Annotated in this window: 17 protein-coding genes; 3 read left to right on the top strand and 14 right to left on the bottom strand. The window is 59.4% G+C overall.

Annotated features, from left to right (window positions below):
• Nucleotides 1–4 precede the first annotated feature (4 nt).
• The 12 genes from tssJ to B3729_RS23310 form a co-directional block, all read right to left on the bottom strand.
• Nucleotides 5–460 (bottom strand): type VI secretion system lipoprotein TssJ, encoded by a 456-nt coding sequence (gene tssJ, locus B3729_RS23365; RefSeq protein WP_286789149.1) that lies wholly within the window; start codon nucleotides 458–460, stop codon nucleotides 5–7.
• 24 nt (nucleotides 461–484) lie between these two features.
• Entirely contained in the window at nucleotides 485–1,702 is a 1,218-nt protein-coding gene (gene tagH / locus B3729_RS23360) for a type VI secretion system-associated FHA domain protein TagH (protein WP_286789143.1), read from the bottom strand.
• An 18-nt stretch (nucleotides 1,703–1,720) separates the two neighbouring features.
• A complete protein-coding gene (locus B3729_RS23355; protein ID WP_010796278.1) occupies nucleotides 1,721–1,855 on the bottom strand; it encodes a hypothetical protein in 135 nt (44 codons plus the stop codon).
• Nucleotides 1,856–1,916: 61 nt separating this feature from the next.
• Nucleotides 1,917–3,422, bottom strand: coding sequence for a sigma 54-interacting transcriptional regulator (locus tag B3729_RS23350; protein WP_150348411.1), 1,506 nt, complete (start codon nucleotides 3,420–3,422; stop codon nucleotides 1,917–1,919).
• Nucleotides 3,423–3,432: 10 nt separating this feature from the next.
• Nucleotides 3,433–6,039 carry a type VI secretion system ATPase TssH gene (tssH, locus tag B3729_RS23345; protein WP_286789142.1) on the bottom strand — a complete coding sequence of 869 codons (2,607 nt, stop codon included), beginning with the start codon at nucleotides 6,037–6,039 and terminating at the stop codon, nucleotides 3,433–3,435.
• Between the two features lie 11 nt (nucleotides 6,040–6,050).
• A complete protein-coding gene (gene tssG / locus B3729_RS23340; protein WP_197873394.1) occupies nucleotides 6,051–7,058 on the bottom strand; it encodes a type VI secretion system baseplate subunit TssG in 1,008 nt (335 codons plus the stop codon).
• On the bottom strand, nucleotides 7,022–8,839 hold the full coding sequence (gene tssF, locus B3729_RS23335; RefSeq protein WP_286789141.1) for a type VI secretion system baseplate subunit TssF: 1,818 nt from the start codon (nucleotides 8,837–8,839) through the stop codon (nucleotides 7,022–7,024). Before tssF ends, tssG begins: the two co-directional genes overlap by 37 nt.
• A gap of 9 nt (nucleotides 8,840–8,848) precedes the next feature.
• Nucleotides 8,849–9,256 carry a type VI secretion system baseplate subunit TssE gene (gene tssE, locus B3729_RS23330; protein ID WP_122041261.1) on the bottom strand — a complete coding sequence of 136 codons (408 nt, stop codon included), beginning with the start codon at nucleotides 9,254–9,256 and terminating at the stop codon, nucleotides 8,849–8,851.
• A gap of 11 nt (nucleotides 9,257–9,267) precedes the next feature.
• Entirely contained in the window at nucleotides 9,268–10,743 is a 1,476-nt protein-coding gene (gene tssC / locus B3729_RS23325) for a type VI secretion system contractile sheath large subunit (protein ID WP_010796272.1), read from the bottom strand.
• A gap of 23 nt (nucleotides 10,744–10,766) precedes the next feature.
• On the bottom strand, nucleotides 10,767–11,273 hold the full coding sequence (gene tssB / locus B3729_RS23320) for a type VI secretion system contractile sheath small subunit (protein WP_122041262.1): 507 nt from the start codon (nucleotides 11,271–11,273) through the stop codon (nucleotides 10,767–10,769).
• Between the two features lie 35 nt (nucleotides 11,274–11,308).
• Nucleotides 11,309–12,871 carry a type VI secretion system protein TssA gene (gene tssA, locus B3729_RS23315; protein WP_286789140.1) on the bottom strand — a complete coding sequence of 521 codons (1,563 nt, stop codon included), beginning with the start codon at nucleotides 12,869–12,871 and terminating at the stop codon, nucleotides 11,309–11,311.
• Between the two features lie 354 nt (nucleotides 12,872–13,225).
• Nucleotides 13,226–13,624, bottom strand: a complete 399-nt coding sequence (locus tag B3729_RS23310) for an acyl-CoA thioesterase (RefSeq protein ID WP_037030601.1) — start codon at nucleotides 13,622–13,624, stop codon at nucleotides 13,226–13,228.
• 539 nt (nucleotides 13,625–14,163) lie between these two features.
• On the opposite strand from B3729_RS23310, the gene B3729_RS23305 reads away from it, so the two are divergent.
• Nucleotides 14,164–15,474 (top strand): MFS transporter, encoded by a 1,311-nt coding sequence (locus tag B3729_RS23305; RefSeq protein ID WP_010796267.1) that lies wholly within the window; start codon nucleotides 14,164–14,166, stop codon nucleotides 15,472–15,474.
• Nucleotides 15,475–15,498: 24 nt separating this feature from the next.
• Here the strand turns inward: B3729_RS23305 and B3729_RS23300 are convergent, their stop codons facing one another.
• Both B3729_RS23300 and B3729_RS23295 read right to left on the bottom strand, forming a co-directional pair.
• Nucleotides 15,499–16,677 carry a M20 aminoacylase family protein gene (locus tag B3729_RS23300; RefSeq protein ID WP_167517266.1) on the bottom strand — a complete coding sequence of 393 codons (1,179 nt, stop codon included), beginning with the start codon at nucleotides 16,675–16,677 and terminating at the stop codon, nucleotides 15,499–15,501.
• Nucleotides 16,678–16,707: 30 nt separating this feature from the next.
• Entirely contained in the window at nucleotides 16,708–18,015 is a 1,308-nt protein-coding gene (locus B3729_RS23295; protein WP_150348416.1) for an MFS transporter, read from the bottom strand.
• A 299-nt stretch (nucleotides 18,016–18,314) separates the two neighbouring features.
• Here B3729_RS23295 and B3729_RS23290 point away from each other — a divergent pair, with 299 nt between their 5' ends.
• A complete protein-coding gene (locus B3729_RS23290; protein ID WP_286789139.1) occupies nucleotides 18,315–19,286 on the top strand; it encodes a phosphate ABC transporter substrate-binding protein PstS in 972 nt (323 codons plus the stop codon).
• A gap of 128 nt (nucleotides 19,287–19,414) precedes the next feature.
• Nucleotides 19,415–21,670, top strand: coding sequence for an ABC transporter permease subunit (locus B3729_RS23285; protein WP_286789138.1), 2,256 nt, complete (start codon nucleotides 19,415–19,417; stop codon nucleotides 21,668–21,670).
• Nucleotides 21,671–21,709 lie beyond the last annotated feature (39 nt).

Below are 21,709 nucleotides of genomic sequence, written 5' to 3'. Positions count from 1 at the left end.
GGGATCAGTCCTTGGCCTTTTTTTCAGGCGCGGCGGAGTGAATGCCTTCGGCATCCAGGGACAGATCCGCACGGGTGATCTGCTTGGCCGGAACTTCAATCACGTAGCGCCATTGGGTTTCCGGTAGATCACGGTACGCCGCCAGCACACCGACATAGCGGCTGCCGTCCTGGACGGACAGCTTCAGGTCACGTTTCTCGCCCGGGCGCAGCTCGATCTCTTCGGAGGCGACCAGATCCGGCGACAGCGCTTCGCGCGGGCGCTCGTATAGCGAGAAGAAATCCGCGTTCTGGAAGGCAACCGGATGCTTGAGTTCGATCAGGCGGATCACGATGGGCGAGGGACGACCATTGAGGTCCGGGTTCAGGGTATCGCTACCCGACAGGCTCAGGTCGAGCTTGGACATGTCGGAGCTCAGGGACGAGCAGCCTGTCAGGGTCATGGTGGCCAGCAGGGCCAGGGGGGGCGAAGCGGATCATGGGTTTCATCCTTGAAAATCGGTGTTGAGCGTTGCGATCAGACGGACCTGCTCTTCATAGGCAGTAGCGAAATCGCGGGCGAACAGGCGCTCGCTCCAGTCTCCATCCTGACGCAGGCTGTGGTGATAACGACGATATGCACGCCAGCGGCTGCCGGCGGTAGCGAATAGAGGTTTGCGGCCCTCGCGCTCGAACCGCAGGGTCAGCTGCTCAGGGTCCAGTTGATCCAGCGTCGCCTTGACTACCGCGCGACTGGCAGCAAGCAGGGCAACCTGATGAGCCTGAAGATCCCGGTAGGCACGGGTGATGGCCTGATCTGCCGGTAGCTGGCCGGGCTTGTCGCCCTTGAGCATATGTCCCAGCGTTTCGGTGCTGTCAGCGCCGTGCTTGAGCGGGTTATTCCCGGCACTCTGAACGGTCGTAAGAGACAGGCGCAGCTCGTTCTTCACCTCGCTACGGGTGCGCAGGGTTTGTTGCAGCCCATTCATGCTCTGACGCAGCAGACGCGCCGCATTGAGGGCCAAGGCCTCGCGTGCTTCGTCGTCCAGGCTGGACAGATCCAGGCCAAGCGCCTGACCGTAGCGGTCCCAGAACTCCTGTGATTGCCGCTTGGGTGGCACCGCCCGTACCGGTTCCGGCTGTGGTGCTACTTCCGGCTCAGGTATGGGAATCAGCTTGGGTACGGTCAGGCTTTCCATATCGACACGGGCATAGTCGGCACGGGATTCATCGACACGCGGACTTACCAGGCTGGATAACTCGTCGGGCTCCGTATAGCCCTGATCCTGACGGTCGAGGGCCGTAAGCGGGTCCAATTCGAGAAAGGCATCATCCGGGATCAGACCATTGGCGCTGTTTGCCGGCATGGGGCGGCCCAGGTCCTGATCGAAGCGCGAAGGGTCTTGCAGGAGGCGGGCACGGATTTCGAAATCGCCCAGGCAGAACGTGTTGCCGTGTTCGATACGATGGGGCTGGCCTTTGACCAAGCGGGCGCCGTTATCCTTGAGCGTGATGCCGTTGCTGCTGGTATCCGTGAGATAGAACGCGTCGTCACGGTAGCTGACCAGTGCATGGTGGCCGGACAGGACGCGATTACGATCCGGGATCACCCAGTCGCTGTCCTCGGCGCGGCCAATGATGCCGCCGACCTGTTTGAAGGTTCGCGTCGACAACATGCCGGGTACGAATTGCTGGGCGCTGACCAGATCAAAAACCAGTTCCATGGTGATGTACTCCTTGCGTCAATTGCCGCGGTTGAGTGCTTTCGGGTCGCCAAGCGGGCGATAGTCCTTATCGGTGCTCTTGGGGTTGCTGGAGCAGCCAGCCACGCCCAGCGTCAGGGTCAGTAGAGCGGCGATCCAGAGTCGAGTGGGCATGTTGGCTACCTCAAGTGATGCGTGTAGGGGTGTGAAATGGGTAAAACGGGCATGGACCGGCTCATAGGTCAGTCGGGCTGATATTCAGCCGCTCCATGCGGTACAGCAGCGTGCGGCGTGGCAGACCAAGCTCACGGGCAGCGTGGGTCTGGTTGCCGTTGTTCTTGCGCAGGCAGTCAATGACGAGTCCGCGCTCCAGCTGGTCCATCCGCTCGCGCAGGGTCAGGCCGACTTCAGGCATCGTCTCCTGGCGCAGCGGAAAATGTTCGGGTCGTAATTCATTGCCATCGCACAGCAGAACCGCGCGTTCAACGAGGCCTTTGAGTTCCCGGACATTGCCTGGAAAGGCATAGCCTGCCAGACGATCCAGGGCGGCTTCTGTCCAGCGACAGGGCTCGCGCTGCAAAAAGGAGCAGGCGTTCTCGGCAAAATGGCGGGCTAGCCGGGGAATATCATCGCCACGCTCACGCAGTGCTGGCAGCTCGATGGGGAAGTGCGTAAGGCGGTAATACAGATCCTCGCGGAAATTGCCCTGTAGCACTTGGTTATAGAGATCGCGATGGGTCGCGGCAATGATGCGAACATCGACCTTGTGCGTCTCGGTAGAACCGAGCGGACGTACTTCGCCTTCCTGCAGTACGCGCAGAAGCTTGGCTTGGAGCGTCAGGGGCATATCGCCGATCTCGTCCAAGAACAGGGTGCCGCCATTGGCAGCGTCAAACAGGCCCTGGCGATCCCGGTCGGCACCGGTAAAGGCCCCTTTGCGGTAGCCGAACAGCTCGCTTTCGAGCAGATTTTCCGGCAGTGCCGCACAATTCTGAACCACGAACGCCTGAGTACGGCGAGCACCACAGTCATGAATCGCGCGGGCAACCAGTTCCTTGCCTGTGCCGGTTTCGCCGGTCAGTAATACCGTGACCGGGTTATGCAGCACCTTACCGATCAGCTGGTATACGCCACGCATCGCGACACTGTCACCGATCATGCCGTATCCACTGGCGCACGGCTTGACCGACTCGACTACCGGAGCGGTTTCCGGCTCGGATGTCTGCAGGCGCTGCAACAGGTTGAGCTGAGCGATGGCAAAGGTGCCCAGCGGCGAGAGCAGGCCACTCAGGGTCTCCAGGTCGCGGGTACGGTGTGTCGCGCACACCATGACACCTTGTACGCTGCCTTGTGCATCGGCCAGCGGCAGGCACAGCAGGCTTTTCCAGGTATAACCTGCTGGTAGAAAATCGACAGCATGCAGGCTGGGGTGAAGCTCGGTCAGAGCCAGCGGGCGATTCTGGAACAGGCAGTACTGCAACAGCTGGCCGTCGTAATCGGCGGGCAGGCTATCGTCGTGGCAGGACTGACGCTGCTCATCCAGCCAGGCTGCTGACAGGTTCAGCGACGTATGCGTGGCGTCCAGAAGATACAGCTGACAGAGATCAGCCTGAGAGAGCTGGGCAGCCGCTTCGATAAGCTCTCCCAGTAAGCTGTCGCGACTGGCCTCCTGTGCCAGACGCGCGAAGCGCTGAAGCAACACTTCGGTCGGGCGCAGGGGCTGAATGGCTTCGGGAAGCATTGCGACCACCTCAGGCAAACTCACACATGACTGCACCATTGCCATCCAGCGTGGCGTGTACGCGGGTCAATGTTTCCCCTGCCGCCATGGCTTCCAGCAAACGGTCGGCGATGCGGGGCAGTAGATGCTGGTCAAGCAGGTGATCGATCAGGCGGGCGCCACTGTCGCTTTGGGTGCAGCGTTCGGTCAGATGATCGACCAGCGCTTCACTGTGGCTCAGCGTCAGCTGACGGCGGGCCAGGCGTTGGCCAAGGCGCTCCAGCTTCACGCCTACCAGCTCACGCAGCACGTCGCCACCTACGGGGTAGTAGGGGACAACGCGCATACGTGCCAGCAAGGCCGGCTTGAAATGGCGGGTCAGTGCAGGGCGAATGGCCTGTTCCAGCTCATCGACGGGTGGACGCTGGCCCTCTTCGCACAGGCTGGCTATACGGTCGCTGGCCAGGTTGGAGGTCAGCAGGAAGAGAACATTGCGGAAATCGATCTCGCGGCCTTCGCCGTCATTAGCAACGCCTTTGTCGAAGATCTGATAGAACAGATTCAGGACATCCGGATCGGCTTTCTCGACTTCATCCAGCAAGACGACAGAATAAGGCTTCTGACGTACAGCCTCGGTCAGCATGCCGCCTTCGCCATAGCCTACATAGCCGGGCGGTGCGCCGATCAGACGAGAAACCGTATGCTTTTCCTGAAATTCGGACATGTTGATCACAGTCAGGAAGCGCTCGCCACCATACAGCAGGTCCGCGAGACCCAATGCCGTTTCGGTCTTGCCTACGCCGCTGGGCCCTACCAGCAGAAATACACCGACAGGTGCATCGGGATTGTTCAAACCCGCGGCGGCTGCGCGCATGGCCCGATTGAGCACCTCAATGGCCTGACTCTGGCCGCGAACGCGTGCGCCCAGATCATCGGCGAAGCGGGCAACCTTGGTATTGTGCTCGCGGGCCAGCTGGGACAGGGGTACGCCTGTCCAATGGCTGATTACTTCGGCTACCAGGCGCGGGCAGACCTCAAAGCTGACCAGGCGCTCTTCCGCCTGGGCGGTTGAAAGCTCAGCCTGAACGGCTGCCAGCTCCTGCTCCAGTGCGGGCAGGTCAACTTCTTCGGCTGTATCGCTTTCGGCAGCTATGCTGCCTTGCTTCATGCGTGCTTTTGCGCACTGCTGGCGTAGCGCCAAAAGGCGAGTGGCCAGATCACGCTGGGTGCTCCAGCGCGTCTCCAGTTGCGCCAATTCGTCCTGGGCTTCCGCCAGACGGTCTTGCAGACGGTTCAACGCTTCTCCGTCAATGACAAGGCCGGACTCCTGATCACGGCTCAGCGCAGCAAACTGGCGCTCGCCCTGGGCGATTTCGCTGCGTAGGCGCTCGACGGCTTCTGGCGCAGCGGCCAAGCTGATACGGACTCGGGCGCAGGCAGTGTCGAGCACATCGACCGCTTTGTCGGGTAGCTGACGTCCGGCCAGATAGCGTGCGGACAGCTCCGCAGCAGCCACGACGGCATCGTCACGCAGGTAGATGCCATGACTTTTCTCATAAACGGAAGCCAGGCCGCGCAGGATGGTAACGGCTTCTGTAACGGTCGGCTCCAGCAGCTTGACCGGCTGGAAACGGCGCGCCAGGGCCGGGTCCTTTTCGAAATACTTCTTGTACTCGCTCCAGGTCGTGGCGGCCACGGTGCGCAGTTCGCCACGCGCCAGCGCAGGCTTCAACAAGTTAGCCGCATCAGAGCCACCTGCCTGGCCACCGGCGCCAATCAGGGTATGGGCTTCGTCAATGAAAAGAATGATCGGTTTGGGCGAGGCCTTGACTTCATCAATCACACCCTGCAAGCGACGCTCGAATTCACCTTTGACGCTGGCTCCAGCCTGTAGCAGGCCCAGGTCCAGGGATAGCAGCTCGACACCTTTGAGGGCTTCCGGCACTTCACTGGCGGCGATACGCAGCGCCAGACCTTCGACGATAGCAGTCTTGCCCACGCCCGCTTCGCCCACCACGATGGGGTTGTTCTTGCGGCGACGGGCCAGGATATCGATCATCTGGCGAATGGATTCATCGCGGCACAGGACTGGATCGAGCTTCCCATCACGGGCCTGCTGCGTGAAGTTATGGGTAAAGCGTGCCAGGAAGGACTCACCGGAAGCCGCTTGTGCCGAGGCAGCCTGCGGTTTCTGAGACTGGGCATAGTCGCGTAGACGCTCGGCATCAAGCTTGGCGATTAAGGGCTGGTACTGCGTACCCGCATAACGCATCGGATTGCGCAGCAGAGCCAGGATAAGCGCGGCGGGGTCGATGTGGCTCTGACCCAGCTCCAGGCTGGCCACTAGCAGGGCATCCTGAAGCCACTGCACCAGCTCCGCTGAAAAGACCGGATTACGGGACTCGCTGGCTTCTCCGCGAGGTTGCAGAGTGCGCGCCAGCTCACCCGATTCGATGCCTGCATCCTGCAGGGCGCGAGCCAGCAAGCTGTCGGTACGCTCCAACAGATTTAGCATCAGGTCTTCGACCAGGATCTTGCTGCCCCCACGGGTCAGGCAGCGTTGGGCGGCCTGTTCCAGGTCGCGGCGGGTGTCGGCATCCAGTGCCTGTACCAACTGTTGCAGGTCAACGTTGATCATGTCATCAGTCCTTAATGAGTCTTGCCGGCCAGCGTTACGACGCCGTCCGCATGTTCATGGCCAAGCCAGCTGGTCCAACCCAGGCGGCACGGGTTATCGGCGCCAAGCCGCAGCTCGCGGATGGCATCGGTGCGCAATTCCAGACGCAGGTCGTAGTCCAGCGGATCGCGCAATGTGAAGCGCACCAGGGCGCATAGCGGCGCATAACCTGCGCCAATGGGAAGAAATTCGTGGAAGCGGTTCCAGTCCAGCTCGCGAATATGAATACGAAACTTGCCGCTGCGATCACGCACCTGTTGCCCCAGCACCAGGTTCTCACCCAGGGTGCTGTTGCCCAGGCCCAGGCGGTTCTGTTGATCGGTAGAGATCTGCACCTGACGTTCGATGCACTGCTCGATATGCATGGCGGCATGCTTGAAGTAGTAGCGCAGCACTGCTTCGATCAAGGCCGCCGAGTGAGCGCGCAGGCTCAGCAGGCCCAGATAGGGCAGCAGACGCTTCCAGTTGAGTTCCTGCGACTGGCGAATCGTCTCGCCACGCAGGCCGATCAGGGCGAACAGCTGTGCGGAAAAGTTATCCACAGCGCCACGTTGAAAGCTGGCGTTGTATCGATATTTACGCCAGATCGGCAGCAACAGGCGCTGGAAGCGATGATTGAAAAGATCCAGAAACTCGCGGGTCGGATTACCGGAGGGGCCATCCCCCAATGCCTGCTCGCTATAAAAAGCAGGCAAGGGCGAGCCGGCACCCGCCAGGCTGACCAGGTTCAGGCGCATCCGCGCGCGCATCTCACCGTCTTCTTCGAAGAACTCGATACGATCGATATCGCTACCCGGAAAACCCAGGCTCGGGTTGGCCTGAAATTCGAGGCGGTCGTAGAGCGCTTCGTCATCCAGGTCGGGATTGTTCTGTCTGAGCTTCTCCAGTACCCGCTGTATGCCCTGAAAGAGGGTGTACTCACGGATACCGCAGCTCAGCGAGCTCAAAGCAAGGGCTGTTGCCCCATGCGCGGCGTCCATTGGTACACCTCTCCTTGTGTGCTTTTCACGCGCAGCTCATGGTAGGAATTGAGGCTGGCGTACAACGCGAAAAATTCATTGAGGACCGAGGCGAAGACAAACAGATCGCCTTCACCCAGAAAGCCTTCCGGGTCCATGGTCAGCTCGGTGCTGATACCGCGAACGGGTAGTCCACGGTGGAGTCGGTCAACCGGCTTGTGGCTGATGCTTTTTAGGGCACCTAACTGGCGACGGCTGATCTTTTCTGCATGCTGGTCGTAGTAGCGCGGCAGGTCATAGGTTTCGAGAATCACCTTGAGCGCCTCTACATCGGAGAGCGACAGGTAATTCAGCGACATATTGGAAATGAGCTTCCACAGGAAATCGCGTGACAGTGGCGGCGCATAGCACGGTGTCGCGGTAGTGATATTGCGAAAGCTCAAGAACTCCGGCGTGTCTTCGCTAGGCAGGCAGATGTCGCCCAGCTTGAGTTGCAACGGTAAATTCTGGTTGGTGCAGACGAGCTCGATAGACAGCGTTTCGTGGCGCTCCTGGGCTACGGCATCACCGAAGCGGCTGCCTGACTCCTGAATGCCGAACGATAGATACGTGTCGACGCCGTCATGCAGGATCGAGGTGCGCTGGCGCACGCTGTAATGCGGGCGCGCCTTGGGCACATCGAAGCTTGCGTCGTGCTCGAAAGATTCGAACGGCACATAGTCTTCATAGCCCATGCCGCCGGGTCGCCAGCCGGTCACGCGCTCAACGGAATAGACGCCGCAGTGCTCGGTATCGTATTCGGCCGGCAGCAACAGGTACTCGTCCTGCTTGCCATCCAGGCGGATGGGGAGGGCGTCATGGTTGAACAGGTTTACGATCGGCGTGCAATAGAGGCGTACGTTGTCACGGGTGGGGCGAAGACGCTGGCTGCCCACCTTGCGCAGATCGAAGCGTAGCTCCAGGCCGCGCGTCTTCTTGATGATCTCTTGAGGCAGCGCATTGACGATGCTCAGCCCATCAAGCTCGACGAACAGGAACTTGTCCTGGAAGGCAAAGTACTCCTGCAGGAAGCGGTAACCCCGAAAGGTATTGTGCGGGTAAGGGATCAGCGCTTCTTCCTCGTCGACACCTACCGCACGCAGTCGGTCAGCCCCCAGCTTGAACTGGATCGGCGTATCGTCGGGAGACTTGACCGGCTTGTTGTCGGCATCCAGCGGTATCAGCTGGACACCTTCCAGATGACGCAGCAGTGCCAGGTACAAGGTCTGGCTGATGTAACGCTCACCGGCCAGATGCAGGCGTAGGCGTTTGAGGCCGATGTCGCCCAGGTGGCCTTCGGCGCTCAGGGTCAGGCGCAGGTTGAGCAGGGCACCTTCGCCTTTAGCGGAATACTCCAGTGCGGACAGGTCCAGCGGTAGCACGTCCGTAGTAAAGCATGTCCGGAAGCGGCAGCTTACGTCCTGTACCGGACGCGCTTCCACTGGCGTGTTGCGTGCAACGGTAATGGCTCCACCGGGACGCTTGAGCGGGTCGAACTGAAGCATGCTGAACGCCGGTAGCGGACGCATGTAGTTTGGCCACAGCAGATGCATCAGGGAGTGGGTCAGCTCTGGCAGCTCGTCGTCGAGCTTCTGGCGCAGGCGTCCAGTCAGAAAGGCAAAGCCTTCCATCAGGCGCTCGACATCCGGATCCCGGCCGCTCTGACCCAGGAACGGTGCCAGGGCCGGGCTGCGCTCGGAGAAGCGCTTGCCCAGCTGCCGTAGCGCGGACAGCTCGCTCTGGTAATAGTGGTTGAACGACATGTGCTTTCCTTAGCTGACCTTCACTTGTCCGCTGCCATCCAGGCGTGCGGTAAAACTGACCTGCTTCTTGATCCCGTCCACGTCCAGCCAGCCTTCGAGAATAAAGCTCAGGGTCAGCGGATCATGACTGCGGGGCAGGGATAACACTCGAACGCTGGACAAACGGGGCTCGTAGGCGTCGATAAAACGTTCGATAGCGACACGCGCCTGATTCAGCGAATCATGCAGGGACAGGCGCATGTCGTTCAGATCGGGCAACCCGTAGTCGGGCTGCGTCTGCACGCTGCCCGCACGGGTGCTGAGCATTTTGGCCAGATGAGAGGCGACCGAGGCCGTAACGGCTTGCTCCCGAGTCAGGCGGGCACGTTGATCCGCTTCCCCGGAAAGACGCTCGAACAGACTGCCGTAGCTCATCACCTGGCTCCTGCTCACTCTTTGTCCAGCTTGCCAACCAGGGACAGTGTGAAATCCGCGCCCATGTACTTGAAGTGCGGACGCACGCTCAGGCCGACACGGTACCAGCCCGGCTCGCCATCCACCTCGGTGACCTTGATACTGGCAGCGCGCAGAGGACGGCGACCGCGAACCTCAGCACTGGGGTTTTCCTGGTCGGCCACGTACTGACGGATCCACTTGTTCAGCTCAAGCTCAAGGTCGGTACGTTCCTTGGTGCTGCCCAGCTGCTCGCGCTGCAGGACCTTCAGATAGTGCGCCAGACGGCTGACGATGAACAGGTAGGGCAGTTGGGTGCCTAGCTTGTAGTTCATCTCGGCGTTCTTGCCTTCTTCGCTGTTACCAAAGAACTTCGGCTTCTGTACGGAGTTGGCAGAGAAGAATGCCGCGTTATCGCTACCCTTGCGCATGGTCAGCGCGATGAAGCCTTCCTCGGCCAGCTCGTACTCGCGGCGATCTGAAACCAGCACTTCGGTCGGAATCTTGGTCTCGATTTCACCCATGCTTTCGAAATGGTGCAGAGGCAGGTCTTCTACCGCGCCACCGCTCTGGGGGCCAATGATGTTCGGACACCAGCGGAATTTGGCGAAGCTGCTGGTCAGGCGAGTCGCGAAGGCATACGCGGTGTTGCCCCACAGGTAATGCTCGTGGCTGCTGGAGACGTTTTCCTTGTAGACAAAGCTCTTGACCGGGTTTTCTTCCGGGTCATAAGGCGTACGCAGCAGGAAGCGGGGCAGGGTCAGGCCTACATAACGGGAGTCTTCCTGCTCGCGGAAGCTCTGCCACTTGGTGAATTGCGGGCCCTCGAAGTGATCTTTCATGTCTTTCAGGTCGGGCAGACCTGTAAACGCCTCTAGACCAAAGAACTTCGGACCGGCTGCCGCAACGAAGGGCGCATGCGCCATGGCCGCAACGCTGGCCACATGCTGCATGGTCTTCACGTCTGGAGAGCTCGGGTCGAAGAAGTAGTTGGCAATGATCGCGCCAACCGGCTCGCCACCGAACTGGCCGTATTCGGCTGTATAGATGTGCTTGTACAGGCCGGACTGAACGATTTCCGGCGAGTCCTCGAAGTCTTCCAGCAGGTCCTGCTTGGATACGTTCAGGATCTCGACCTTGTTGTTCTCACGGAAATCGGTGCGGTCGACCAGCATCTGCAGACCACGCCAGGAGGACTCCAGCGATTGGAACTCGGCGTGGTGAAGGATTTCGTCCATCTGGCGGCTGAGCTTGGCATCGATCTCGGCGATCATGCGGTCGACCAGGGCTTTCTTGACCGGCTCTTTTTCGTTCTGCGGCTTGAGCAGCTCTTCGATGAAGGCAGATACGCCACGCTTGGCGATGCCATAGGCTTCGTCATCTGGCGTGAGCTTGGTTTCGGCGATGATGCGGTCAAGAATGCCGGCTTCGCCTGTTACTTGAGTCGCTTCGAGAGCGGTATTGGTACTCATCTGAACTCTTCCTTGTCCTTGGTTCAAGCGTCCTGGTCGGCTTTGGCGGCCAAACCGAGTTCGCCCAGTACGCGTTCGCGGGAGTCATCGTCCGCCAGTACGCTTTCGATGGCCTTGCGGAAAGCAGGGGCGTTACCCAGCGGGCCTTTCAGCGCGACGAGGGCATCACGCAGTTCCATCAGTTTCTTCAGCTCCGGCACCTGATCCACGATGTTGGCAGGGTTGAAGTCCTTCATCGTATTGATGTTCAGGCTGACGCCCAGCTCTTCACCTTGCGCATCATCCTGCAGGCGGTTCGGTACGCTCAGGTTCAGCGTCAGTTCCTGTTTGCCCAGGACTTCATCGAAGTTGTTCTTGTCGATGCTGATCGGCTTGCGATCCTCGACCTTGCGATCGTCTGCGCGCTGGGTAAAGTCGCCCAGAACCATTAGCTTCAGAGGCAGTTCCTGTTCTTCCTGAACATTGCCAGTGGCGGGTTTGAAGGTGACGTTGATGCGTTCCTTGGGGGCTACCGAGCCTTCTTTGGCCATGGCATTTCTCCTTTCTGTGTGAAGGCCGTACGGCCTCAATCAAGTACCACTTCGAGATCGATGTGGCACAACCTGCGGTAAAGCTCGTCCTTGTAGTCTCGTACTCCAGGGTTCTGAGGCAGCAGTTCGCAGCACTGATAGAGCAGCTGCAAAACCTCCAGGGCGAGTTCGGGTTCCCAGTCGGCCAGACCGCTGCGTTGCAGGGTCTCGTCGAGTGTTTGCAATTGGGTCTTGGCCAGGTCGTATTTCTTGGCCTGGAAGCAGAGGCGGGCGAGGGTGAGCTGCCAGAAAAATCGCTCACGGCCGCCTTGTGCGGTGGTCATGCCCTGCTTGAGTGTCTGAACCGCCTGCTTGAGGCCATCCTTTCGCAGGGTAGGCAGCAGTGCAGCCAGTGCTTCGTCCCAGGCGGGACGATTATTGCCACTATTCGAAGCCGCCTCGCGTGGCGCGCTGGGAGCCTGGGTATGTGGGATGACATGGGCGCTGATCCAGGCGCGTGTTTCGGCATCGGCAAAGGGCTGACCGTCATGGAAGCGCAGCTCCACAATGCCAGGTACGCGGGCCAGAAAGAGGGCGAAGGGCATTTCGACTTCCCTCAGGGAGGCTTCAGCGCCTAGTGCCTGTAGGCATTCCCAGGCCAGGCGTTGCCCATCGAACCAGAAGGGTGCACGTGCCAGGCTGGCCTCCAGATCCACCAGCAATTCAGCATACTGACCTTGCTCGAAACGCTCCTTATAGGAGGCGATCTTGTCGGTGGGAAGTCCACGAAGCGCCGTGATCTGTTCGGCGTTGTGCTCGGGTACGCTGTCGATGCCCAGCCACAGCAGGGCACGATTCAGACGTAGCGGACGAATGTCCGTCGCCTTTTGCCGGGTCCACCAGGTGCACAGGTGACGAGCGCTGTCCTGCTGGGCGCGAAGGGCCTTATGGGCATCCCTGTCGTTTTCGATCGGCCCGGTTGGCACGTTGGATGAAGACGAAGCCAGCGTGGGTGCAACCGAAGGGGCGTTGGATGCTGTCGTTGGGGTCGCCGTCTGACCGGCACGCTTTACCTGATCGTCTACCCGCCGGCACAGCGGCAGTAACAAGGGAGCCTCTTCGCCTAGATGTGTGGACAGGCAGGCATTCAGTGCCTTCAGGTGCTCTATCAGTTGCTGGAACAGCGGGAGCTGTTCGGAGGTTGGCGCGCAGTCCGACAGTACAGGCTCCAGACGCGTCAGCAGCCAGCCCAGGGCCGCACCGCGCGTACGTACCTTGCGTGGATGTAGCGCATCCCAATGCTGGGTGCACAGGGCATGAAGCAAGGCGATACCTGCCTGCAAGCCAGTGAAGCGCTCGCGCTGATACAAGGCCCAGACCAGCCAGGCGGCTACACGCAGGTCTTTGGATTGGGTACGCAGCAGTGCTTCGCTGCCGTCACAAATCATCTGCCAATCGATCTGGCCGCTTTGATGAAGGGAAGAGGCTTTGGCTAGCTCGGCTTCGAGCTGTTCATACTCGCTGGAATATCGCGCGTCCTCGCCGCCGAAGTTGCCCGCTTCGATGGGCTGTTCGGCCAGGGCCAGATAATGCGTAGCGAGTGAACTGGAGAACGTCATTCCGTGACCTTGCTGAAGCATCCATTGCTTTAGGGGGAGCGATAGTGAGCGGCCATCCAGGCCAATCGTCCCCACGAAATTCTGTGCAATTCATTGCACAGCTCGATGTGCAGCAAATTGCGCACATGAGTAATGGTGCGCATCCTAAAGAGCGAAGCCCTCTAGAACAAGGCGGCAAATGTGACCGTTTGAACATTTAGAAGAATTGATGACCCAGCGGTATTTGTTACCGAGACGAACGGTTACCTGTAGCAACCGTTGCGTCTAGAGTAGGCAATTTGCTACCAAGCGTGACGTGCTTTGCATCGGGCGCTTAACAAAAACACCCTTGGCTGACCGTTTTTTTCGCAGAATCTAGCGGCGAGGAACGGAGCGGGTACGGCCACTGCCGTCGATGGCGACAAAAACGAAAGCGGCTTCGGTCACCTTGCTCCATTCGTTGGAGAGAGGGTCATCGCTCCAGACCTCAACCATCATGCGAATCGAACTACGACCGACTTCCAGCGCCTGGGTATAGAAGGAAAGCTGTGCACCCACCGGAACCGGGACGAGAAATGCCATGCGGTCGATGGCAACCGTGGCGACGCGACCCTGAGCGATTCGACTGGCCATGGACGTGCCGGCCAGGTCCATCTGGGCGACGAGCCAGCCGCCATAGATATCGCCAAACCCGTTCGTTTCGCGTGGGAGTGCGGTGATCTGCATAGCCAGATCGCCTTGAGGTATTGGATCTTCTTGTTCGAGTTCTTCAATCATGCGCGGGGCGCCCCTGGAGCCCTTTTCAATTTTGATGGCTGGGAGACCTTTTAAAGCAAGAATATGGCCAACCTGACCGGGCGTGTCGAATGTCGTCTGATCCTGGGCAGTATATAGACTGTGCCAGTCAGGTACGACAGGGTGTTGACAGTTTAAATAAATTCGCCGAACGGCTTGGGCGTCGGTATTTGAATTTGATATCGTGCAGGTTTGCACATGACAGACCCGACCGGGCCGTGTCATGGCTACACAGGTGATGGTTTGCGTTCAACCGGTTCGGGCCAGGTTCGCAATGTTGTCCACAAGATGACGGAGCGAACGTATCACGGCCCAGTGCTCACACGGCTTTTCATTTCCCTGGTTCTCGCTCTTGTATTAATGTCTCGTCTCCGCCTCGTGCGGATTTACGGCCTCCCTGCTTAACTAGGGGAGACGTTCACCGGTGTAGCTCGAACCTGTGTGCGGGAAAACCCTGCTTGTCCAGGTTCCACGGTCTAGCGCGAACGTGTGCATATAATTCTAACGAGACTTGAGCCATGAGACCGCAATCCCATTCCGCCTTGCCCGAATCACGCCCGTTAGGGCGCAGTGACTATAAGACCCTTTCCCTGTCCGCCTTGGGTGGCGCGCTCGAATTTTACGACTTCGTGATCTTCGTGTTTTTCGCCGCCGTAGTAAGCAAGTTGTTCTTTCCTGCCGAGATGCCCGAGTGGCTGCGCCAGATCCAGACCTTCGGCATCTTTGCCGCGGGCTATCTGGCACGTCCACTGGGGGGCGTAATCATGGCCCACTTTGGCGATCTCTTGGGACGCAAGAAGATGTTTACGCTCAGCATCTTCATGATGGCACTGCCCACGCTGGGCATGGGCCTGATGCCAACATACGCCCAGATCGGCATTGCTGCACCGCTGCTACTCTTGCTGTTGCGCATCATCCAGGGGGCTGCCATTGGCGGTGAGGTGCCGGGTGCGTGGGTGTTCGTGGCCGAACATGTCCCGAACCGCCACGTAGGCTATGCCTGCGGTACGCTGACGGCCGGGTTGACCTTTGGCATCCTGCTCGGCTCGCTGATGGCGACGCTGATCAATACCGTATTTACGCCCGTTGAAGTGCACGATTATGCGTGGCGTTTTCCTTTCTTGATCGGTGGCGTATTCGGATTATTTTCGGTGTATTTACGCCGTTGGCTGCATGAGACCCCGGTCTTCGCCGAGCTTCAGCTACGCAAGTCGCTGGCCAGTGAAGTGCCGCTCAAGGCGGTCCTGCGTGATCACCGGGGAGCCGTTGTCGTATCCATGCTGCTGACCTGGATGCTGACCGCCGGTATCGTGGTCGTTATTCTCATGACGCCCACGCTGTTGCAGACTCAATATGGCTTCTCTGCTGCGGTAGCGCTCAGAGCCAATAGCCTGGCAATCGTGTTCCTGACCGTGGGTTGCATCATATCGGGCTCGCTGTCTGACCGCTTTGGCAGCGGACGGATCTTTTTGATCGGCGGTGCGCTCCTGGGAATCATATCCTGGACGATGTACGCCAGCCTAAAGACGCATCCGGAATGGCTGTTCCCGCTGTATGCGCTGGCAGGCTTGTCGGTTGGAGTGATCGGGAGCGTACCGCGTGTCATGGTACTGGCGTTCCCGGCCGAGGTACGTTTCTCGGGCCTGTCGTTCTCCTATAACCTGGCCTATGCCATCTTTGGCGGCCTGACGCCGATGATCGTGACGCTGATGCTCAAGCAGCACCCTTTGGGGCCGGCCTATTACGTGGTCGGCCTGGCCATTCTGGGCATGCTGGTGGGCGCCTGGCTGCTTAGCCAGGAGCGCCGTGTCGTACCGGTTGCGGCCTGATCCTTCGCGTACTCGAACGCTGCCTCAGACGAGGTAGCGTTCGGCAAGCTTGGCCCAGTAGCGTGCCCCAATGGGCAGTAGGGCGTCATTGAAGTCGTAGGCGGGGTTGTGCAGGCTGGCGCTGTTGCCATTGCCAATGAACAGATAACACCCCGGACACCGCTCAAGCATATAGGCGAAATCCTCGCTGGCGCTGATAGGCGCAAAATTCGGCACAATGGACTGGCTGCCAAAACACTCTTCTGCCACTGATCGTGCAAACGCAGTTTCCTGGGTATGGTTGACCAGTACCGGATAGCCGCGACGGTAATCCAGCTGGGCAGTCGCGCCAAAGCTTTCCGCTTGGGCCTGGGTAACCGCGCGGATACGCTGCTCCAGCTGATCACGCACGCTGTTGCTGAAGGCGCGAATCGTCAGCTTCATGTCTACCGCATCGGGAATGACGTTATTGGCATGGCCGCCATGAATACTTCCTATGCTGATGACTGCTGTTTCCAGCGGATCGATATTGCGCGACACGATGCTTTGCAACGCCATGATTGTCGACGCACTGGCGACAACAGGGTCGACGGCCTTGTGCGGTACGGCGCCATGACCACCCTGGCCGACAATACGCAGGTCGGCAGTATCGGCGGAGGCCATGGCCGGTCCTTCTACAAAGCAGAAGTGGCCGGCCGGTACACCCGGCATGTTATGGAAGCCAAACACGGCATCGCAGGGGAACAGGTCAAACAGGCCGTCTTCGATCATCCGCAATGCGCCGCCAAGTCCTTCCTCGGCCGGTTGAAAAATCAAATGAAGGGTGCCGTCAAAAGCACGTGTCTCAGCCAGATAGCGGGCCGCTGTCAGCAGGGTTGTGGTGTGACCGTCATGCCCGCAGGCGTGCATCCGGCCGGCATTGGCACTGGCATAGGGCAGACCGGTGGCCTCTACAATGGGCAGGGCGTCCATGTCCGCGCGGATGCCAAGTCGCTTACTGCCCGAGCCGACTTTGAGCGTGCCGACCACGCCCGTGCCGCCCAGCCCCCGATGAACTTCATACCCCCAGGCGCTTAGCGAGGCGGCTACCAGGTCGCTGGTGCGATGCTCCTCGTAGCCCAGCTCAGGATGCTGGTGGATATCCCGCCGGAGATTGACCATGTCGGGCAGAAAGTCTTCGATTCTCAAGGCGGCGTCGTCACGAAGAAGTGTATCGATAGGCATTTGGATTCCTCTTGTTGGCGCGTGGCGAGATCAGTCGAGGTGGCGCTCCTGGAAGGCCAGTAGGCCGGCCAGACCGATGCTCAGCATGACGATCAGGTACCAGGCAGGTGCCAGTGGAGCCTGTGTGACTTGCAGCAGCCAGGTCACGATGAACTGTGCCGTGCCACCGAACAGGGTGACGCCGATGGCATAGGTCATGGCAAGACCGGTCGCCCGGACCGGGCGGGGCAGGGACTCGCTGATAAGCAGTAGACCGGCCGTCATGTTCATGCCAAGAGCGGCAACGACGATCAGGCGGCACAGCAGAGCCAGCCCCTGTGTATCGGGTGAGTCCAGCCAGGCAAAGGCAGGGTAGATAGCCAGAATGGCAACCACCAGGGCAACAGCGGCCAAACGTTTGTGGTGGCCGAAGCGGTCGGCCGCCAGCCCTGCGAATAGGGCGGATATCATCAGGACAGTACTGCTGGCGGTGCCCATCCAATAGGCCGTTGTGGCTGAAAGGTGCGAGACCCGAGTGGTGTACGTCGGCATGTAGAACAGGATGATGTAGGTCATCAGCGTGGCCGACATGATGATCAAAAGACCCAACAGGAAGCCCCGGGTATGACTGCGCAGAAAAGCCATGACCGGGGCGGTTTCTGGCTTGTCAGCGCTTTGTGGCTGGTAGGTTTCATCAACGTGGGCTCGGATGTAGAGGCCAACCGGAATAATCAGTAGACCGATCAGAAAGGGTACGCGCCAACCCCAGCTATGCAGCGCCTCTTCGCTGAGCGAGCCGTGCAGGATCGCAGCCAGCATAGCGCCCAGCAGGGAGCTGCCGCCCTGGCTGATGACCTGCCAACTGACATAAAAGCCGCGCCGACCCCGGCTGGCTGATTCCAATAGTAACGCGGTGGCTGCCCCAATCTCGCCACCGGCTGAGAAGCCTTGTAACAGACGCCCCACCACTAGAAGCAGGGGTGCGAAAATCCCGATCTGGGCATGGGTAGGCGTCAAGGCGATAAACAGGCTGCCCAATCCCATGAGCAGAATGGTCAGCAGCATGGCCGCCTTGCGTCCGGCACGGTCGGCATAGGCACCCAGGACCATGCTGCCCAGGGGGCGCATCACAAAGCCAACGCCAAAGACAGCAACGGCCATGAGCAGCGAGCCGTAGGGTGTATCCGAGGGAAAGTACAACTGGCCGATGAGACTGGCGAAAAAACTGAAGACGGTAAAATCGAACATCTCCAGCCCGTTACCCAGGCTGGCAGCGGCGATCAGTTTGGCGCGGGGGAGTGGGGCGGCGACTGCCGATGGCGTAACGGAGGCGGCGTGCGAAGGAAGCGCATGAGCCATGGGGTATCTCCTTGGACGGCCAGAGGTCGATAGCTAGGCAAGCAAGGTTCGCGCCGGAGGGTGTCAACACGCTGAAAATGGCCTGATCGGCTAGAAACTGAGGAAAGAATCTGTGCTGTACAGGCGCCTGAGCACAGCAGGCAGGCGCTACGATGGTGCGCTGTGCACCTAATAGGATGGGCGCGGCGGCCCATGGGCTTGGCTGGCGTCACAATATGTTCATATTTTGGTCATATAGTGGCTCAATGCCCACTTATCGCTAATGGGCGCCACCCAATCATTCTTGCAAGGAATGTGGTATGAGATTCAAAAGGCTGATGGTCGCCATGACGTTTGCCGCTGTGGGACTCAGCGCAACGACTGCTGTAGCGGCCATCGACCCGGCGCTTCCGGATTACCAGAAGGCCAGCGGAGTATCGGGTAACCTGTCCAGTGTCGGTTCGGATACTCTCGCGAACCTCATGACTCTGTGGGCCGAGACCTACAAGCGCAATTATCCCAGTGTAAACATTCAAGTGCAGGCGGCCGGTTCCTCGACGGCCCCCCCAGCCCTGACCGAGGGTACTTCCAACCTGGGACCAATGAGTCGCAGGATGAAGGATTCTGAGGTTCAGGCGTTCGAGCAGAAATATGGCTACCGACCGACTGCGGTCCCGGTGGCAGTAGATGCGCTGGCGCTGTTTGTCCACAAAGACAACCCCATCAAGGGGCTGACTATCGAACAGGTGGATGCCATCTTTTCATCCACACTGCTCTGCGGTGGCAAACAGGACATCAGAACCTGGGGTGACCTGGGCATGACGGGCGAGTGGGCCAACCGGCCTATTCAGTTGTTTGGCCGAAATTCGGTATCCGGCACGTACGGATATTTCAAGGAAGAAGCGCTGTGCAAGGGCGACTTCAAGCCAAACGTGAATGAGCAGCCGGGCTCCGCTTCGGTCGTGCAATCCATTAGCCAGTCGCTCAACGGCGTCGGTTATTCCGGTATCGGGTACAAGACATCCAGCGTGCGAACCGTACCGTTGGCTAAAAAAGGATCGGATAAGTATGTGGAAGACACTGAGCAGAATGCCCTGAATGGTAGTTATCCACTGTCCCGCTTCCTTTATATCTATGTGAACAAGGCACCCAACAAGCCCCTAAGTCCGATGGAGAGCGAGTTCCTGAAGATGGTGCTGTCCAAGGCAGGGCAAGAGGCAGTCGTGAAGGACGGTTATATTCCGATTCCAGCCAAGGTTGCCGAAAAAGCCAGGAAAGATCTGGGCTTCTGAGCCCGGCTTCTTTTACAGTTGCCCGCCCGTGTTCTGCACGGGTGGGCATTGGCGTGTCTTATTACTGTCATCTGATTGTCATATCTCGTCTTTAGGCTCTGCGCGACGAAGGACCAGGCTTCCTATTCATGAACCAAACCCGATCCCCTGCACGCATCGATTTCGATACGCCTGCGATGCGTCGCAAGCGCCGCTGGCGAGCCAGCATGGATCGTTTCACGCGGTGGTACGTGCTGGTCGGTGGGTTGGCCGTGCTGGCGGCGATCACTCTGATCTTCTTCTACCTGGCCTATGTGGTCTTGCCGCTCTTCAAAGGGGCTACGCTGACAGCCGAGGCCGTACAGACACCTGCCTGGCTACAACAGGCCGGAGCGCCACTTGTGCTTAGCGTGGAGGAACAGAACGAAGTCGGCATGCAGGTCACCCCGGCGGGCGATCTGGTCTTTTTCAGGGTCAAGGATGGTACGGAGCTGAATCGGCAGGCTTTGCCGGTTCCCTCGGGTACCCAGGTGGTTTCGGTTGCCCAGGACTTGGTCAAGCCGGTGCTGGCATTAGGGCTCTCCAATGGGCGGGCACTGCTGGTCCGGCACATCTATAAGTCGACCTATCCTGAAAACAAGCGGGTCATCGTGCCTCAGGTCGATTATCCCTACGGGCCGGCACCGGTCGTGGTCGATCCTGAGGGGCGCGCCCTGGAGCATCTGAGCCTGACGGCAGGCGAAGGCGAGTTGACCCTGGCCGCGTCCAATGCATCCGAACTATTGGTATTCAAGCTGACCCGTACGGAAGACATGCTGACGGGCGAAACCACCCTTGAGCAGCAGCGAATCGACTTGCCTCGCCTCTCACAAACGGTGCAGGCGTTGCATCTGGATCCTCGGGGTCAATGGCTGTATGTGATTAATGGGCGCTCGGCAGCAGATGTTTTTGATCTGCGCGACCGCACCCTTAATGGTCATTACAGACTGATCGATGATGCGCATAACCAGGTTACCGTGACGGCGCAGTTGCTTGGCGGGATTTCGCTGCTCGTAGGCGATGCCAAGGGAGGTATCAGCCAATGGTTCATGGCACGTGGCAAGGACGGCGAACCCCAGCTTCAGCACATTCGCACTTTCCATCTCAAGGACGCGCCGATCACGCAGATCGTGGCCGAGCAGCGGCGCAAGGGATTTATCGCACTGGATGAAAAGGGCAACCTGGGCGTTTTCCACAGCACCGCCGGGCGTACGGTGCTGGCCGAGAAGATCGCTGACGGCAACGGCCGGCTGGCGCTCTCGCCGCGGGCCAACCATGTCCTGCTTGAGCGTGACAGCCAGCTCATGAATTTCGCGCTGGACAATCCACACCCGGAGATCTCCTGGTCAGCCCTGTGGGGCAAGGTCTGGTACGAAAACTACGAAAAGCCGTCCTATGTCTGGCAATCCACCTCGGCAAGCAATGACTTCGAGCCCAAGCTGAGCTTGGCACCACTGACCTTTGGTACGCTCAAGGCCGCGTTCTACGCCATGCTGCTGGCGGCCCCGCTGGCTATTGCTGCCGCGGTCTACACCGCGTATTTCATGGCGCCGCGCATGCGCCGCAAGGTCAAGCCGGTTATTGAACTGATGGAAGCGCTGCCTACCGTAATTCTGGGCTTTTTCGCCGGTCTGTTCCTGGCTCCTTATGTAGAGGGCCATCTGCCGGGAATTTTCAGCCTGATCCTGCTGGTACCGATCGGCATTGTCCTGGCAGGGCTTGTGTGGTCGCGTCTGCCTGAATCCATTCGCTTCCGCCTGCCCGACGGCTGGGAAAGCCTGCTGCTTATTCCTGTGGTGCTGCTTACAGGCTGGTTTGCGCTGAGCATGAGCCCTCATCTGGAAACCTGGTGGTTCAATGGTGATATGCGTTTGTGGCTGCATGAGCACCACATTACCTATGACCAGCGCAACGCCTTGATCGTAGGCCTGGCGATGGGGTTTGCCATCATCCCGAATATCTTTTCCATTGCCGAAGACGCCATTTTCAGCGTGCCGCGCAGCTTGACTTACGGTTCGCTGGCGCTGGGCGCAACGCCGTGGCAGACCCTGACCCGGGTCGTGATCCTGACGGCCAGCCCAGGCATTTTCTCAGCCTTGATGATCGGTCTGGGGCGTGCCGTGGGCGAGACCATGATCGTACTGATGGCTACCGGTAACACCCCCATCATGGATGCCAATATCTTCGAAGGTATGCGGACCCTGGCGGCCAACGTGGCGGTGGAAATGCCGGAGTCGGAGGTTGGCGGCACGCATTACCGCGTATTGTTCCTGGCGGCACTGGTGCTGCTTTCCTTCACCTTCGTGATGAACACGCTGGCGGAAATGATCCGTCATCGACTGCGTAAGAAATATGCCTCGTTGTAAGCGCTGCCCTGGCGGCCGTAGCACCCTGGACAGGGGCTG

Source organism: Pseudomonas sp. UBA3149, assembly GCF_002364655.1.
In the GTDB taxonomy this organism is placed as follows: Bacteria; Pseudomonadota; Gammaproteobacteria; order Pseudomonadales; family Pseudomonadaceae; genus Chryseomonas; species Chryseomonas luteola.
The sequence above is the reverse complement of the archived record's forward strand: the minus strand, read 5'-3'. Positions and strand labels throughout refer to the sequence as shown.

Coding starts and splice junctions, on each gene's coding strand:
- B3729_RS23285 (WP_286789138.1), top strand. CDS start 19,415: ATGAACCAAACCCGATCCCCTGCACGCATCGATTTCGATACGCCTGCG.
- B3729_RS23295 (WP_150348416.1), bottom strand. CDS start 18,015: ATGGCTCATGCGCTTCCTTCGCACGCCGCCTCCGTTACGCCATCGGCA.
- B3729_RS23355 (WP_010796278.1), bottom strand. CDS start 1,855: ATGCCCACTCGACTCTGGATCGCCGCTCTACTGACCCTGACGCTGGGC.
- tssA (WP_286789140.1), bottom strand. CDS start 12,871: ATGACGTTCTCCAGTTCACTCGCTACGCATTATCTGGCCCTGGCCGAA.
- B3729_RS23350 (WP_150348411.1), bottom strand. CDS start 3,422: ATGCTTCCCGAAGCCATTCAGCCCCTGCGCCCGACCGAAGTGTTGCTT.
- tssB (WP_122041262.1), bottom strand. CDS start 11,273: ATGGCCAAAGAAGGCTCGGTAGCCCCCAAGGAACGCATCAACGTCACC.
- B3729_RS23300 (WP_167517266.1), bottom strand. CDS start 16,677: ATGCCTATCGATACACTTCTTCGTGACGACGCCGCCTTGAGAATCGAA.
- B3729_RS23290 (WP_286789139.1), top strand. CDS start 18,315: ATGAGATTCAAAAGGCTGATGGTCGCCATGACGTTTGCCGCTGTGGGA.
- B3729_RS23305 (WP_010796267.1), top strand. CDS start 14,164: ATGAGACCGCAATCCCATTCCGCCTTGCCCGAATCACGCCCGTTAGGG.
- tssG (WP_197873394.1), bottom strand. CDS start 7,058: ATGGACGCCGCGCATGGGGCAACAGCCCTTGCTTTGAGCTCGCTGAGC.
- tssH (WP_286789142.1), bottom strand. CDS start 6,039: ATGATCAACGTTGACCTGCAACAGTTGGTACAGGCACTGGATGCCGAC.
- tssF (WP_286789141.1), bottom strand. CDS start 8,839: ATGTCGTTCAACCACTATTACCAGAGCGAGCTGTCCGCGCTACGGCAG.
- tssC (WP_010796272.1), bottom strand. CDS start 10,743: ATGAGTACCAATACCGCTCTCGAAGCGACTCAAGTAACAGGCGAAGCC.
- tagH (WP_286789143.1), bottom strand. CDS start 1,702: ATGGAACTGGTTTTTGATCTGGTCAGCGCCCAGCAATTCGTACCCGGC.